Here is a 14697-nt window from a genome sequence, read left to right as displayed (position 1 = left end):
ATGAGCGTGTCCGACATATTCGAAAGCATGGAATACGGGCCAGCCCCGGAATCGGCGGCAGATGCGCTGGCGTGGATCGTCGATCAGGGCGGGCGGTTTGGCCATTTCATCGATGGCGCCTTCACCGCACCGGGGGCGGGGTTTGACAGCACGAACCCGGCGACGGGTGAGGTCTTGGCCAGTTTGACGCAGGCGTCGCAGGGCGATGTGGATGCCGCCGTGAAGGCGGCGCGCAAGGCGCAGCCCAAGTGGGAGAAGCTTGGCGGCCATGGCCGGGCGCGGCATATCTATGCGCTGGCGCGGCTGTTGCAGAAACACGCGCGGCTGTTTGCGGTCTTGGAGGTTTTGGACAACGGCAAGCCCATTCGCGAGGCGCGCGATATCGACGTGCCCTTGGCGCAGCGGCATTTCTATTATCACGCGGGCATGGCGCAGTTGATGGAGAGCGAACTGCCCGATGCGCAGGCGCTTGGGGTTTGCGGGCAGATCATCCCGTGGAACTTCCCCCTGCTGATGCTGGCGTGGAAGATCGCGCCCGCGCTGGCGATGGGAAATACCGTGGTGTTGAAACCTGCGGAATACACTTCGCTGACCGCGCTTTTGTTTGCCGATATCTGCCGTCAGGCGGGGCTGCCCAAGGGTGTGGTCAACATCGTGACGGGCGATGGTACCGTGGGCGAGATGATCGTCGGCCATGAGGATATCGACAAGATCGCCTTTACCGGCTCCACCGCCGTTGGCCGCCGCATTCGCGAGGCGACGGCGGGGTCCGGCAAGGCGTTGACCTTGGAGTTGGGTGGCAAATCGCCCTACATCGTTTTCGACGATGCCGATCTGGACAGCGCTGTCGAAGGATTGGTCGATGCGATCTGGTTCAATCAGGGTCAGGTCTGCTGTGCCGGGTCGCGCTTGCTGGTGCATGAGCCGGTCGCGGATCGGTTCTATGCCAAGCTGCGTGCGCGGATGGAGAAGCTGCGCGTTGGCGACCCCTTGGACAAAAGCATCGATGTGGGCGCGCTGGTCGACCCGGTGCAATACAAGCGCGTGAGCGAGATGGTCGAGGCCAATACCGCCGGTGAGCGTTTCGTGACGCCGGGGGAGATGCCGGAGAATGGCTGTTTCTATCCGCCGACGCTGATCACCGGGCTGAACCCCGCCGATCGGCTGATGCAGGAGGAGATTTTTGGGCCAGTTCTGGTCTCGACCACCTTCCGCACGCCCGGCGAGGCGGTGCAGTTGGCCAACAACACGCGCTATGGGCTGGCGGCGACGGTCTGGACCGAGAATGTGAACCTCGCCCTCGACATCGCGCCGCAGTTGGAGACCGGGATTGTCTGGGTCAACGGCACCAATATGATGGACGCAGCCACTGGTTTTGGCGGCAAGCGTGAGAGCGGCTTTGGCCGCGAGGGTGGCTGGGAAGGTCTGGCGGGCTATACCAAGCCCAAGACCTCCGCGAAGCCCTTGAAAGAGATCGAAGCTTTCTCAGGTGAGGGCGCGCCGGAGGACGGGATCGACCGGACTGCGAAGCTCTATATCGGTGGCAAGCAAGCGCGGCCCGATGGGGGCTATTCCGCGCCGGTCTGGGGCAAATCCGGCGGGCTGTTAGGGCATGTGAGCCTCGCCAATCGCAAGGACGTCCGCAATGCCGTCGAGGCGGCGCATGCGGCGAAGGGCTGGTCGAAAACCACCGGCCATCTGCGGGCGCAGATCCTGTACTACATTGCCGAGAACCTTTCGGCACGGGGGGATGAATTCGCAGCACGTCTCGATGCGATGCAGGGCACGAAGACGGGCCGTAGGGAGGTCGATGCGGCCATCGACCGGCTTTTCACCTATGCCGCTTGGGCCGACAAATACGACGGACAGGTGCACGGGGTGCCGATCCGTGGTGTGGCGCTGGCGATGAAGGAACCCGTGGGTGTGATCGGCGCGCTTTGCCCTGCCGAGGCGCCTTTGCTGGGGCTGATCTCTTGCATGGCCCCCGCCATCGCCATGGGTAACCGGGTGATCCTCTCGGCGTCCGAACCCTTCCCGCTGGCGGCGACGGACTTCGTTCAGGTGCTTGAGACATCGGATGTGCCCGCGGGCGTGGTGAATATCCTGACCGGGCCACAGGCGGATCTGGCCGAGGCGATGGCGCGTCATATGGATGTGGATGCGGTCTGGTCCTTCGGCGCCGCGGCGCTTTCCGGCATTGTCGAGAAAGGGGCCGCGAGCAACATCAAACGCAGCTGGGTCAACCATGGCATGGCGCGGGATTGGTTCGGGGCCGAGGGCGCGGGGCGCGACTTCCTACAGGCCGCGACCGAGGTCAAGAACATCTGGGTGCCCTACGGCGAATAACGCCCACCGCCCGGCCTATGCAGAAGCGCCGTCCCCCTGTCGGGAGCGGCGCTTTTTTTATTCCTGCGCTGCGTCTGCGGCCTCTAGCCCTTCGGGCTGGCCGACAACAACGAAATGCAGGTTTTCGGGCTCCAACAGCTCGGCAGCGACGCGTTTGACATCTTCAAGCGTGACCGCCTCAACCCTGTCGTTGCGGGTGGCGATATAGTCGGTCGGCAGGCCCAGCATCTGCATGCCGACGAGGATATTGGCAATGGGCGTGTTCCCATCGAAGCGCAGCGGATAGGCGCCGGTGATATAGGTCTTGGCCGCGTCCAATTCCTCTTGCGTGATGCCTTCGGCGGCGGCCTTGGCCCATTCGGCGCGGATCACCTCGATCGCTTCGGCGATGCGGTCATTGGACGAACTGACGGAGCCGAGATAGGTCTCGGCCAGATCACGCGGGGCGAGGTAGGAATAGACGCCGTAGGTCAGGCCACGTTTCTCGCGCACCTCGGTCATCAGCCGGGATTCGAAACCGCCGCCACCGAGGACGTGGTTCAGCACCGTCGCGGTGAACCAATCGGGATCGTCCTGCGCGAGGCCGGGCTGACCAAAGAGCGCGACGGACTGCGGGGTGGCGAAATCGACCACGGTGGTGCCACTGGGGATATCGACCTCGGCCCGGGGCGGCATCGGCGCGCCTTCGGCGGGCAGCCCCCCCAACAGCTTGTCGAGCATCTGGCCCAACTCCTCGGGTGTGATGTCGCCCACCGCGCCAACGATGATGCGGTCCCGCGCCAGCACCGCGCGATGCGCGGCGAGCAGATCGTCACGGGTCAGGCCCGCGACGCTTTCCAACGTGCCGTTCAGCGAACTGCCATAGGGGTGATCCCCAAAGGCGATCCGGTCAAAGGTCTGTTGGGCGATTTTGTTGGGGTCTTTCTGGTTTGACTGGATGTTCGAAATCACTTGGCCGCGCACCCGCTCAATGGCGTCTTCGTCGAAACGCGGCTCCTGAAGGGCCGCGCGCAGAAGGTCGATCGAGGGCGCGCGGTTCTCGGTCAGGAAACGTGCGGACACGGAAAGCGCATCGTCAGAGACATCAAAGCTGAGGTTCGTGGCCAGCGCTTCGGTCGCGCGGCTGAAGGCGCGGGCGTCCATCTCGCCTGCCCCTTCTTCCAAGAGGCCGGTCATCAGGTTGATCGCGCCGCGTTTGCCGGGGGCATCGAGAGACGCGCCGCCACGGAAACGGATTTCCAACGCCACGAAGGGGATCGAATGTTCCTCAACCAACCAAGCGGTGATGCCGCCGGGGCTGGTCACCTCTTGAATATCGACCTCGGCGCGGGCGGGGAGTGCGGCAATTACCGTCAGGATCAGGGCGTAGATCAGTCTCATTGCGCGTCCTCCTTCATCAGCCAGCCGGTGACCGATGCGCGTTTGTCGAACAGGTCGCGGGCGGCCTGCATGATGTCTTCGGCGGTGACGGCCTGAAGCACATCGGGCCATGCCTGCACGTCTTCGACCGTGAGGCCGATGGCGAGGGCCGAACCATAGCGGTGCGCCACGCGGTCCGCGTCATCGCGGGCATAGATTTGATCGGCGCGCAACTGCGCCTTCAGGCGTTCAAGGTGTTCGGGGTCGACACCGGCCTCCATGAATTGCGCGAGCGCCTCGTCCAGCGCCTCTTCGGCCTGTTGCAGACTGACGCCGGGCACGGGCAGCACGACAAGGTCAAAGGTTGTGTCGTCCAACGTGTCGGCCTTGTAGAAGGCGCCGGTGTAATTGGCGATCTGCGCGTCGAATTGCAGTTTCTCGGCAAGGTAGGACGTGGTGCCGCCGCCCAGCAATTCGCTGAGCAGCAAGAGCGCCGCCGCTTCCTCCTGTTCGCCGCTGTCACGTTCTTGGGCAAGATAGGAGCGGCGGACATAGGGCTGGGCCACGCGGGCGTCTTTGTAGATCAACCGGCGCTCGGCGATCTGGGGCGGCTCTTCGGTGCGCAGACGCTCTGGCAAGGCGGGGTTGGCGGGGATTTGGCCATAAGTGGCCTCGGCCAGTTCGCGCACTTCTTCCGGCGTCACATCGCCGGAGACCACGAGGATGGCGTTATTGGGCGAGTAGTAGAGTTCATAGAACGACAGCGCATCTTCGAGGTCCAACTCCTCCATCTCATGTTTCCAGCCGATGATCGGCACGCCGTAGCGGTGGTTGAGATATTGCGCGGCGTTGAGTTGCTCGCTGAACAGCGCGGCGGGGTTATTCTCGGTCCGCTGGTTGCGTTCTTCGAGGATCACATCGCGTTCGGTTTCGATGTTTTCGGGGGTCAAACGGATGTTCTTCATCCGGTCGGCTTCCATCTCCATCATCAATCCGAGGCGATCCGCTGCGACGCGCTGGTAATAGGCAGTGTAGTCGTAGCTGGTAAAGGCGTTATCGCGTCCGCCGTTGGCGGCCACGGTGGCGGAAAATTCGCCCGCTTCCAGTTTGTCGGTGGCTTTGAACAGCAGGTGTTCAAGGAAATGCGCCACGCCGGATGACCCTTTGGGTTCATCAGCGGAGCCTGCGCGGTACCAGACCATCTGCTGCACGACCGGGGCGCGGTGGTCTTCGACGACCACGACCTCCATACCGTTATCAAGAGTGAAATGGGTGACCGCTTCGTTCTCGGTCTGCCCCGCCCGTGCGGCGGGGGCTGTGAAAAGCGTCGCCACCAGGGCCGCCATCATCGGCAGTCGGATCATTGCTTACCTCGAAATATATCGCCTGCCGCATTACCTACGCGGTCTGGCACTACTTTCAAGAAGCCTAGCGAAAACGTGTGTCCTGCGGCGGGTAGGACGGCGTGCGCCCGCCTGCCCTGCGCCAGCGCTCCGCCTCGCTATGGGCGTCGAGGATCATGCGCTTGTAGGCTTGGCCGTAGCGATCAACCGGCACGATACGGAATTGGGTGAAACGGCCCTTGCGCTTGCGGAATTTCGCGTCGGCCTCGGCCAAGCTCTCACGGATGCCGGGCTGCACGCCCATCCGGCCCGCATGTTGGACCAGCGCCGCATCCCCCGCCGGGATGCCAGTTGAGGTATCCAAACGCCCGCCGAATGCCGCCACCCCTTCGGCCACCGCCGAGCGGTCGGTCAGGTTCGCCTGCCCCGGCGCCGGCGTGGGCAGGGTGTTCAGGTTGTCGGGACGCTCCAGCGGCTTAACCGGTTGGATCAGGAACTCATCAGGCCCTTCAGAAATCGGCTGCAAATCGCGAAGGCCCTGATTGCTGCAGGCGGCGAGGGCCAGCGGGATCAAGCTGATTAGGGCAATGCGGCGCATGGTGTCTCCTTTCGGGGTCTGCTTGTTCAATATCGCAGGCAAGCGGGCAATGTCACTGACCTTTTTTGCCCCGGCGTTTGGGCGCGCTTTTCGGCTCTCCGGTAAAGAGGATCAGCCCCAAGGCCCCGGCAAAGATAAAGACATCCGCCAAGTTGTAGACGAAAGGGTTGTTGATGCCGCAGCAGGAGTTGTTCAGGAAATCGAGCACATAGCCGTAGATCAGCCGGTCCGCCACATTCGCCAGCGCCCCGCCGACCAGCAGGCCACCGCTGAGCTGCGCCCAACGCCCATGCGGGCTGCGCCAGAGCCATAGGGTGACGCCCGCGCAGATCACCAGCGCCACCACGATCAGCACCCATTGGCTCATGTCGCCGCCAAGGCCAAAGTTGATGCCCCGGTTTTCCCCATAGCGGAAATTCAGCACCGGCGGCAGCACGTCGATGGAGCGGACACGCGCCAGTTCCATCATGTGAATGACCACATATTTGCTGATCTGGTCGATCAGAAAGGCCACGAAGGCCGCGATGCCGAATGTCCGCATGGGGCTCCCCTTCGTTTAGTGCCGGAAGTGACGCATGCCGGTGAAGACCATGGCAAGCCCCGCCTCATCCGCCGCCGCGATCACCTCGTCGTCACGCATGGAGCCGCCGGGCTGGATCAGCGCCGTGGCACCGGCCTCGGCGGCGGTGATGAGGCCGTCCGCGAAGGGGAAGAAGGCATCAGAGGCCACGACCGAACCCTGCGTCAGGGGGGCGTCGATGTCCATCACCTCGGCCATGTCTTGGGCCTTGCGCGCGGCGATGCGGGTGCTGTCCACGCGGCTCATCTGGCCCGCGCCCACGCCCACGGTGGCGCCGTCCTTGACGTAGATGATGGCGTTGGACTTGACGTGTTTCGCCACGGTCCAAGCAAAGAGCATGTCGTCCAGTTCCTGATCCGATGGCTTGCGCTTGGTCACCACTTTCAGGTCATCGCGCGTGATGCGGCCCACGTCCTTGTCCTGCACAAGGAAGCCGCCCGAGACCTGCCGCACCGCCAGTTCGGCAGCGGTCGGATCGGCGAGCCCCTCGGTGGTTAGCAGGCGCAGGTTCTTCTTGGCGGCGAAGATGCGTTTGGCATCCTCGTCCGCGCCGGGGGCGATGACGACTTCGGTAAAGATCGCGGCGATGGCCTCTGCCGTCGGCCCGTCCAGCGGCTGGTTCAGCGCGATGATGCCGCCAAAGGCCGAGGTGCGGTCACAGTCGAAGGCGCGAGTGTAGGCTTCCAGCAGCGTCTCCCCGCGCGCCACGCCACAGGGGTTGGCGTGTTTGATGATCGCGCAGGCGGGGCCGTCCTTGGGGTCGAACTCGCTAACCAATGCGAAGGCCGCGTCGGTGTCGTTGATGTTGTTGTAGGACAGTTCCTTGCCCTGATGCTGCACCGCGTTGGCCAGACCGGGGGCGTTCGAGCCATCGGTGTAGAAGGCCGCCTGCTGATGCGGGTTCTCGCCATAGCGCAGGGTCTGGGCCAGCGTGCCGCCGAAGGTGCGACGGCGCGGCGTGGCCGCGACCTGCGCGGCCATCCATGTGCTGACGGCGGTGTCATAGGCAGCGGTGCGGGCATAGGCGGTCTGGGCCAGACGCTGACGCAGAGCGTAGGTGGTCTGACCGTCGTTGGCCTCCATCTCGGCGATCACCTCGGCGTAGTCTTCGACATCAACCACGACGTTGACGAAGCCGTGGTTCTTGGCCGCCGAGCGGATCATCGCCGGGCCGCCGATGTCGATGTTCTCGATCACCTCGGCGTATGCCGCGCCCTTGGCGACGGTTTCCTCGAAGGGGTAGAGGTTCACCACCACCAGATCGATCGCGCCGATGTTGTGCTCGTTCATCGCGGCGACGTGTTCGTCATTGTCGCGCAGGGCCAGCAGACCGCCATGCACGACCGGGTGCAGCGTTTTCACGCGCCCGTCCATCATCTCGGGAAAGCCCGTCACATCGGCCACATCCAGCACGTCTAGCCCCGCGTCGCGCAGCGCTTTCGCGGTGCCGCCGGTGCTGAGCAATTCGACGCCCCGCGCCGCCAAAGCCTTGCCAAGGTCCAAAAGACCGGTCTTGTCGGATACGGAAAGCAGGGCGCGTTTGATGGGATAGAGGTCGGGCATGGGGCTGGTTCCTTGGTCAGTCTTCATCAGCATAGGGATCGTCGATCGACAAATCTCGCACGCCAATCGCAGTTTCCTGCGCTTTTGACAACGACCAGCGCACCCTTGTCGCGTAGTTCATGGCATAGCCCGAGAGCACGATCTGCTGTGCGGCACGGGGTTTCAGACGGGTTGTCTCAAGGTAAACCCCCGGTTCCAAAGACAGATTATGCGTGCCGTCATGGCGAAACACCCAAATCTCCCCGCTTTTCAACGCCATTGAGATCGCAGCCCCGCCAAGGTCCAGCGTGGCATCCACATCAGGGTGCAGGTGAAACCGGATGTCGAAAGCGATGCCCTTTGATTGGGTGGCATTGAGCACCTTGTCAAAGCGCCGCTTCTCCGCCCCCTCTATCGCAAGCAGCATATCCTCCCCCGAAAGGCCGCGCCCGTCCGAGGTTAGCTCAAGCCGCCGCGCATGGGTCAGCCCGTGGCTGCGCAAATAGGCATCATGGGCGCCTTCGAAACGCAACCCGTCCGATGCCTCTCCGATCTCGACGGGCACATGGCGCGGGCCAGCGATTAGCGCCTCCGCCCCGGTATGGGGGTCAGGCTCCGCAAGTCGCGCGCTGGAATGGCCGACGAGCGACAGGGCCGAATGCGACGGCGTGGCGCGCCCCGCCCGCCGCCACTCCAGCCCGAAGGACGCGCCGGAGCCGCAGTTCACCACCAAGGGCCGCCGCCCCGAGGTCAACTCAAACGCCAATGTCGAGGCATGGGCGTTGGTCGAGGCCACACCGCTCGGCGGGGCTGCCGCGTCGACGATCACGCTGGTGCGGCCTGCGGACAGTCTTGCAAAGCCCATGGCCAACCCATCGGGCTGCCGTGTCTTGACCTTGGCCGCCGCCAGCGCGTGGTCCAGCCAGCCCTCCATGCCGCGCCCGCCGCCGTGAAACCGCGCCAGCGCCCCATCCGCATGGCGCAGACTGCGCAGGGTCGGCGCAATACGCTCGATTGCGGTCAGATGCTCCTTAGGCGTGCTGCGGCCTGCATCACTCAGCGCGGCGGCGGCCCATGTCAGCAGGGTGAAGACCGCCAGCAGTTCCTCGGGGTTGCGCGTGGGCAGCCCCCCCTCGGCGTCAATCTGGCTGGCGCATTCCCGGGCGAGGGCCTTGACCGCCGGATCGGCCAGTTCGGCCAGCCCCTCCAGCGACAGGCTGGCATAGATCAGCCCGGCCAGCGCCTCAAAACGCGGCAGGCCAGGGGCCGCGCCACGCCAGCGTTTCGACAGGAATCGGGTCTGCCGTTCGAGGGATCGGTAGAAGGCATCGCTCTGCTCGGTCTCGGTCCCGCGCAGCAGGAAAAGCGCGTGGTTGATCCAACGGATCAACCGCCGCCCGGTCAGCGCCGGGGTCCAGCCCGGCCCCTGCCCGCGCCCGAAACGGTCGATCCAGCCCCAAAGCCACGCCTGCGCCGCCCCCCGCGCCCGCGCATCGCCCACGGCAGCGAGGTCATCGAGCCACGCAAAACCGTGCAGTTCCGCAGCAAATGCGGGGTCAGGCGGGCTAAGGTCCCACATGGCGGCTTGCGGCGCGGTCAGCAGGCTGCCGGCAAAGAGGTAATTGCCCGCCATCAACTGCCGCCCCCGCGCGAAAGAGCCGATGGTGCGCGGCTCGGGCGAAGAGGTGAACGCGACGACCCGCCCCCGGCCCCGGGTCGCACGCCAAGCGTGCCAGCGGTTCAGAAACCGCGCCCTGCGTGCCGTGACGCTGGAAAGATTAATCATATCAAGCTGCCCCTGACGCTCTGCTGGCGTTTGGCAGCAGCATAACCGCGGCCCCACAATGAGTCACCGGATTTTCCCCACGCGGCGGGGGATCGGCGGGGAACCGACGCTTGCCACCGCGCGGCGGCGCGGCCTAAACAGGAACACCCCAAGCGGAGCCGCCGATGATCGCCAGCCTGATGATGTACCTGCGCCCCGAGACCGCCGAGGCGACAGGGCGCTACTGGGCGTTAATCCGTGACGCGCTGCACGCGCAGGGCATCCCGGCCCCGGAAAGGCTGAGCAATGTTGCCGAGGAATTCGCCGTCTGGACCGCGCCGGACCTCACCTTCTCCCAGACCTGCGGGATGCCTTACCGCCTGTGGCTGCACGACCGTGTCACGCTGATCGGCACGCCGGACTTTGGCGTCGAAGGCTGCCCGCCGGGGTATTACAACAGCGTTTTCGTTGTTCGCGCCAATGATCCCCGTGAAACAATTTCCGATTTCCACGCGGCGCGCTTCACCTACAACCAGACGTTCTCGCAATCAGGCTATGCCGCCCCTTACGCGCATTGCCGGGCGCGGGGCTTTTGGTTTTCAGAGCGTAGCCAAAGCCACAGTCACCGCGCCTCGGCCAAGGCTGTGGCCGAGGCGCGCGCGGATATCGCGGCGCTGGATGCAGTCTCTTGGCGGCTGATCGAAAGCCATGACGCTTTCGCGGGTGACCTGCGGGTGCTAGAACGCACGGCCCCCACCCCCGGCCTACCCTATATTGCGGCAGCGGGTGCCGATGCGGTGGCAACAGCCGCGGCGGTGCGCGCGGCCATTGGCGGACTCATGGCAGCAGATGCCGCCACGCTGGGGCTCCGCGGCCTCATAGACATCCCGAAAGCGGCCTATCTCGCCGTGCCCTCCCCACCCGACGGGGCGTGAGGGTCAGTCCTTGCGCAGACAGGCGATGTAGAACCCGTCCATCCCACCTTGATCGGCCCAGAAATCGGGGCGCAGGCGCAGCCCGCCCTCTTCGGTGTGCCAATCGGCCTCGACCCCCGGCAGTTCCAGCGCGGCGGTGTCGACGGTCATGTCGCCATGCCGCTCTAAGGCTTCGTCGACCTGCACTTCGCCCTCGTCGGGCAGCAGGCTACAGGTGCAGAACACCAACCGCCCGCCGGGCTTGAGCAGGCTCCAGGCATGGTCGATCAACTCGGATTGCAACTCGATCAGATCCCCGAATTCAGATCCGTCCTTGGCATAGGGCAGGTCCGGGTGGCGGCGGATGGTGCCAGTGGCGGAGCATGGCGCGTCCAGCAGAATGGCGTCGAATGTGCCCTGCACGGCACGCGCATCTTTGGTCAGCGTCTTGGCCTTCAGCCCGACGCGGGCGAGGTTTTCCTTCACCCGCTGCATCCGGGGGTGCGACTGGTCAACGGCGGTGACGACCGCCCCCGCGGCGGCCAGTTGCATCGTCTTGCCGCCCGGCGCGGCGCAGAGGTCCAGCACCGTCTCGCCCTCCTTCGGGGCCAGCACCCGCACCGGGATCGCGGCGGCGGCATCTTGCACCCACCAATCGCCCTCGGCAAAACCCGGCATGGTAGAGACCTGCCCGGCATCTGTCACCCGGACGGAGCCTGTCGGCAGCAGCGTGCCGCCCACCGCCTCGGCCAAGGCGGCAGCATCGCCCTTGGCGGTCAGATCAAGCGGTGCGCCCGCGAAATGCGCCTGTTCCATCGCGGCCATGGCATCGGTGCCCCAAGCCTCAGCCAGCGGTCCGCGCAGCCATTTCGGCAAACGCGGCGCGCGCAGGGCATCCCACGCCTCGGGCCCCTGAGCGGCGATCTTGCGCAGCACGGCGTTGGTCAGCCCCTTGAGATGGCTCAGCGTGCGGTGTTGCGAGACGAGGTTCACCATCGCATTCACCACCCCATGCGCGGCCCCGCCCTGACAAAGCTCAACCGTGCCGACCCGCAGCACATTGCGCACGGTCAGCGGCGGTGCCTTTTGCAGATGCTTTTGCAGCAACCGGTCCGCCCGTTCCAACCCGCGCAGCGTGTCCTGCGCGAGACGCTGCGCCCGCGCCCGATCATCGGGGGGCAGCTTGTCCAGCGCGCCCGCGGCAAGAAGCTCAGACATCAGCCGCGGCTCATCGCCCAAAATCTGATCCAGCAGATAAACCGCGCTTCTGCGGGCCTGAACGCCTGTGTCTGCCATGGTCATATCCTATCTGGGTCTGGCTTGAGGGGTTGCCGGGTTGTCTGGGCCAGCGGGCGACGTATATCAAGGGAGAACTTGGCTCAAGAGGACCATGATGCCCGATCAACGCCCCATTCCCGACAGCAAACCCGGCCCTGACCCAACGCCCAGCCCCGCGCCGGACCTGCCACCGCAGCCCAAACCGGGGCCGAAACCGATCCCCGACACGCCGCAAGACCCGACGCCGGCCCCCGGCCCCGATCTGCCCGCCGCCGCCCAGCGCGCCTTGGCCGAGGCTGCCGCCCGGCGTGAGGCGGCAGCCGCGCTCGACATGCCCACCGAACTTGGCGGGCGCGATGGGCCAGAGCCTGTGCGCTATGGCGATTGGGAGAAGAAGGGCATCGCTGTCGATTTTTAAGCGCCTCAGCGCAGGGTCAGCACCGCCGACTCCCCCGCGCCCCTGTCGGAGGTAAAGCGGAGTTTCGCGCCATCGCGGGCGACCAATTGGCAGTTATAGCCCAAGTCCTTGCCGCCCCAGACCAGCGTGCGGCAGAAATAACCGTCTTGCCACGACCACTTGCCGGTCACCTCCCAAACCGCGCCCTTGCCGGAAATGACCCCGCCGGAGGTGACCCGCAGGTCAACCAGCGGGCGGGTCAGCCTTTTGCCATTCACCGCCGCGACGAAGTCTGACTTGTTCTGAATACGGGCATATCCCGCCGCAGCGGGCAGACCAACAGCCGCGAGCATCGCTGTCACGGCCAGTGCAAAGGTAATCTTCATCGAAACCTCCCTTGGGGTGAGTTGCCTGAGGCACTCACGTAGCCAAGGAAGGTAAAGTTTCAGATAATCTGTTTGCGCCTCAGCCCTTCAGGCCAAGCACGTCCAACATGTCATATTCCCCCGGCGCTTTGCCCTGCCCCCAAAGCGCGGCCTTGAGCGCCCCGCGGGCGAAAAGCGCACGGTCCGAGGCGATGTGGCGCAGGATGATCCGCTCTCCGGCGGCGGCGAACATCACGTCATGCTCGCCCACGATATCGCCGCCCCGGATCGCGGTGAACCCGATATCGCCCTTTTGCCGTGCACCGGTGATCCCATCGCGGCCCCGGTCCGAAACATCCGCCAGTTTGACCCCGCGCCCTTCGGCGGCGGCTTCGCCCAGCATCAATGCGGTGCCCGAGGGGGCATCGACTTTCTGATTGTGGTGCGATTCGATGATCTCGATATCGTAATCCACGTCCAGCGCGGCGGCGACCTGCCGGGTGAGCTGCGTCAGCAGGTTCACGCCGAGGCTCATGTTCCCCGCGCGGACGATGACGGCCCCCTGTTCGGCGGCAGGGGCAAGCTGCGCGATCTCATCTTCGGTCATGCCGGTGGTGCCGATGACATGGACGATGCCAGCCTTGGCGGCCTCACCGGCGAAAGCGATGGTGGCCTGCGGCGCGGTGAAGTCGATGACGGCCTGCACCTTGCCAAACGCCTCTGCCGCATTGTCCGTCACGGTCACGCCCGAGGCCGTGCCGCCGATCGCCTCGCCCAGATCGCGGCCAATCCAGTCATGGCCCGGACGCTCTAGCGCCGCGGCCAGATGCATTTTGTCGCTTGCGTTGATCTCACGGATCAACATTCGGCCCATGCGGCCAGAGGCGCCGGTGACGGCAATGCCGGGGGTCTGTGTCATACTCGGTCTCCTGCGGTTCTGGCCGTGACTGGCAGGGCCGGTTTAGCCCGTCGCGGAGCGCTTGGCAAAGTGCAACCGAAGCCTTAGATGGGGGGCATGGCAAAGAACAAGTTTCATGAGGGCCCCGGCCCGTCGCAACGACAACTCCGCGTGGGCGAAACCGTCCGCCGCGCCTTGTCCGATGTCCTCGCACGCGGGGATGTGCATGACACCGATCTCAATCGGATGTCGATCACCGTGGGCGAGGTGCGCATCTCTCCCGACCTCAAGATCGCCACGGCCTATGTGCTGCCCTTGGGGGGGGAGGGTCAGGATGAGGTTCTCAAACTGCTGGCCCGCAACAAAAGCGAATTGCGCCGTCAGGTCGCCAAGAAACTGACGCTCAAGTTCTCGCCCGATCTGCGCTTTCAGTTGGACCAGACCTTTGACCGGATGGACGACACCCGCCGCATGCTGAACCAAGAGGTGGTGCGCCGCGATGCGGATGCCCCCGATGACGACGGCGCCGATGACAGTGCCGACGGCGCGCCGGATCAGTGATCCGCGCGGGCCTGATCGCATTCGCGCTTCTGGCGCTGAAAGGCACGCCTGCGGACGCTGCCGAATGCCGCAACATTACCTTTGACGGCAGTTCCTACACGGTCTGTGAAGTCGATCTGGAACGGGACGACCTGCGGCTCTTTCTCAACAATGAGGCGGGCGCGCCCTATGGGTTCTTCGGCTCGCTTGACGAGGCGCTGAAAGCGCAGGGGCTGCGGCTTGGTTTTGCCATGAACGCAGGCATGTACCACGAAGACCGCTCTCCGGTTGGGCATTACATCGAAGAAGGGGTCGAGACGCGCGGCGTGATCGACAGTGCTGGCCCCGGCAATTTCGGCCTGCTGCCCAATGGTGTTTTCTGCCTGCGTGAGGGCCGCGCCGATGTGATCGAGACCAAGCGTTACCTCAAGGACAAGCCCGAGTGCCGCTTTGCCACGCAATCGGGGCCGATGCTGGTGATCGACGGGGCGCTACACCCGCGATTCCTGCCCGACAGCACCTCGCGCTATATCCGGAACGGCGTTGGCACCACGGCAGATGGCAAACGCGCGGTTTTCGCGATTTCCAACGATGTGGTCACCTTTCACGAATTCGCCCGGCTCTACCGGGATGAGTTGGACCTGCCTAACGCGCTGTATTTTGACGGCAATATCTCGCGCCTGCGCGCACCCGGCCTCCGCCGCAGCGGGGCGGGCTTCACCACCTTGGGGCCGATCGTAGGCATCGTGACGCCCGCAAAGTAAGCTTTTCC

The 14697-nt window shown here is 64.9% G+C and carries 14 protein-coding genes; 5 read left to right on the top strand and 9 right to left on the bottom strand.

Annotation, left to right across the window (positions count from 1 at the left end):
- Positions 1-2346: an aldehyde dehydrogenase family protein gene (locus tag ACGYK9_RS09345; protein WP_394409883.1), complete on the top strand. Its 2346-nt coding sequence runs from the start codon at positions 1-3 to the stop codon at positions 2344-2346.
- Positions 2347-2403: 57 nt separating this feature from the next.
- On the opposite strand, the gene ACGYK9_RS09340 is transcribed toward ACGYK9_RS09345, so the two are convergent.
- The 6 genes from ACGYK9_RS09340 to ACGYK9_RS09315 all read right to left on the bottom strand — a co-directional run bounded on the left by ACGYK9_RS09340 (position 2404) and on the right by ACGYK9_RS09315 (position 9554).
- Positions 2404-3726, bottom strand: a complete 1323-nt coding sequence (locus ACGYK9_RS09340) for a M16 family metallopeptidase (RefSeq protein WP_394409881.1) — start codon at positions 3724-3726, stop codon at positions 2404-2406.
- Positions 3723-5069: a M16 family metallopeptidase gene (locus tag ACGYK9_RS09335; protein WP_394409878.1), complete on the bottom strand. Its 1347-nt coding sequence runs from the start codon at positions 5067-5069 to the stop codon at positions 3723-3725. The genes ACGYK9_RS09340 and ACGYK9_RS09335 overlap by 4 nt, the downstream gene beginning before the upstream one ends.
- A gap of 64 nt (positions 5070-5133) precedes the next feature.
- Complete coding sequence (locus ACGYK9_RS09330; RefSeq protein WP_394409875.1) at positions 5134-5646, bottom strand: DUF3035 domain-containing protein; 513 nt, start codon at positions 5644-5646, stop codon at positions 5134-5136.
- 52 nt (positions 5647-5698) lie between these two features.
- On the bottom strand, positions 5699-6187 hold the full coding sequence (gene lspA, locus ACGYK9_RS09325) for a signal peptidase II (protein WP_067266723.1): 489 nt from the start codon (positions 6185-6187) through the stop codon (positions 5699-5701).
- A 15-nt stretch (positions 6188-6202) separates the two neighbouring features.
- A complete protein-coding gene (purH, locus tag ACGYK9_RS09320) occupies positions 6203-7789 on the bottom strand; it encodes a bifunctional phosphoribosylaminoimidazolecarboxamide formyltransferase/IMP cyclohydrolase (protein WP_394409872.1) in 1587 nt (528 codons plus the stop codon).
- 16 nt (positions 7790-7805) lie between these two features.
- Positions 7806-9554, bottom strand: coding sequence for a heparinase II/III family protein (locus ACGYK9_RS09315; protein ID WP_394409869.1), 1749 nt, complete (start codon positions 9552-9554; stop codon positions 7806-7808).
- A 164-nt stretch (positions 9555-9718) separates the two neighbouring features.
- On the opposite strand from ACGYK9_RS09315, the gene ACGYK9_RS09310 reads away from it, so the two are divergent.
- A complete protein-coding gene (locus tag ACGYK9_RS09310) occupies positions 9719-10468 on the top strand; it encodes a phosphate/phosphite/phosphonate ABC transporter substrate-binding protein (protein ID WP_394409866.1) in 750 nt (249 codons plus the stop codon).
- A 3-nt stretch (positions 10469-10471) separates the two neighbouring features.
- Here ACGYK9_RS09310 and ACGYK9_RS09305 read toward each other — a convergent pair whose 3' ends face one another.
- A complete protein-coding gene (locus ACGYK9_RS09305; protein WP_394409863.1) occupies positions 10472-11743 on the bottom strand; it encodes an RsmB/NOP family class I SAM-dependent RNA methyltransferase in 1272 nt (423 codons plus the stop codon).
- 199 nt (positions 11744-11942) lie between these two features.
- Between ACGYK9_RS09305 and ACGYK9_RS09300 the strand changes: the two genes are divergently transcribed.
- Positions 11943-12143, top strand: coding sequence for a DUF1674 domain-containing protein (locus ACGYK9_RS09300; RefSeq protein ID WP_271689916.1), 201 nt, complete (start codon positions 11943-11945; stop codon positions 12141-12143).
- 5 nt (positions 12144-12148) lie between these two features.
- On the opposite strand, the gene ACGYK9_RS09295 is transcribed toward ACGYK9_RS09300, so the two are convergent.
- A complete protein-coding gene (locus ACGYK9_RS09295) occupies positions 12149-12508 on the bottom strand; it encodes a dihydrodipicolinate reductase (RefSeq protein ID WP_394409860.1) in 360 nt (119 codons plus the stop codon).
- 79 nt (positions 12509-12587) lie between these two features.
- Positions 12588-13406: a 4-hydroxy-tetrahydrodipicolinate reductase gene (gene dapB / locus ACGYK9_RS09290; protein WP_394409857.1), complete on the bottom strand. Its 819-nt coding sequence runs from the start codon at positions 13404-13406 to the stop codon at positions 12588-12590.
- A gap of 96 nt (positions 13407-13502) precedes the next feature.
- Between dapB and rbfA the strand changes: the two genes are divergently transcribed.
- On the top strand, positions 13503-13946 hold the full coding sequence (gene rbfA / locus ACGYK9_RS09285) for a 30S ribosome-binding factor RbfA (protein WP_394409854.1): 444 nt from the start codon (positions 13503-13505) through the stop codon (positions 13944-13946).
- Complete coding sequence (locus ACGYK9_RS09280; protein ID WP_394409851.1) at positions 13943-14689, top strand: phosphodiester glycosidase family protein; 747 nt, start codon at positions 13943-13945, stop codon at positions 14687-14689. The genes rbfA and ACGYK9_RS09280 overlap by 4 nt, the downstream gene beginning before the upstream one ends.
- Positions 14690-14697 lie beyond the last annotated feature (8 nt).

Source organism: Sulfitobacter sp. 1A15258 (genome assembly GCF_043557045.1).
Classification (GTDB): Bacteria; Pseudomonadota; Alphaproteobacteria; order Rhodobacterales; family Rhodobacteraceae; genus Sulfitobacter; species Sulfitobacter faviae.
Note: the sequence above shows the minus strand (reverse complement) of the source record. Positions and strands in the feature narration are given on the sequence as shown.

Bases quoted from the DNA above. Each gene is read 5' to 3' on its own strand.
- ACGYK9_RS09345 (WP_394409883.1), top strand. From the start codon at position 1: ATGAGCGTGTCCGACATATTCGAAAGCATGGAATACGGGCCAGCCCCG.
- ACGYK9_RS09340 (WP_394409881.1), bottom strand. From the start codon at position 3,726: ATGAGACTGATCTACGCCCTGATCCTGACGGTAATTGCCGCACTCCCC.
- ACGYK9_RS09335 (WP_394409878.1), bottom strand. From the start codon at position 5,069: ATGATCCGACTGCCGATGATGGCGGCCCTGGTGGCGACGCTTTTCACA.
- ACGYK9_RS09330 (WP_394409875.1), bottom strand. From the start codon at position 5,646: ATGCGCCGCATTGCCCTAATCAGCTTGATCCCGCTGGCCCTCGCCGCC.
- lspA (WP_067266723.1), bottom strand. From the start codon at position 6,187: ATGCGGACATTCGGCATCGCGGCCTTCGTGGCCTTTCTGATCGACCAG.
- purH (WP_394409872.1), bottom strand. From the start codon at position 7,789: ATGCCCGACCTCTATCCCATCAAACGCGCCCTGCTTTCCGTATCCGAC.
- ACGYK9_RS09315 (WP_394409869.1), bottom strand. From the start codon at position 9,554: ATGATTAATCTTTCCAGCGTCACGGCACGCAGGGCGCGGTTTCTGAAC.
- ACGYK9_RS09310 (WP_394409866.1), top strand. From the start codon at position 9,719: ATGATCGCCAGCCTGATGATGTACCTGCGCCCCGAGACCGCCGAGGCG.
- ACGYK9_RS09305 (WP_394409863.1), bottom strand. From the start codon at position 11,743: ATGGCAGACACAGGCGTTCAGGCCCGCAGAAGCGCGGTTTATCTGCTG.
- ACGYK9_RS09295 (WP_394409860.1), bottom strand. From the start codon at position 12,508: ATGAAGATTACCTTTGCACTGGCCGTGACAGCGATGCTCGCGGCTGTT.
- dapB (WP_394409857.1), bottom strand. From the start codon at position 13,406: ATGACACAGACCCCCGGCATTGCCGTCACCGGCGCCTCTGGCCGCATG.
- rbfA (WP_394409854.1), top strand. From the start codon at position 13,503: ATGGCAAAGAACAAGTTTCATGAGGGCCCCGGCCCGTCGCAACGACAA.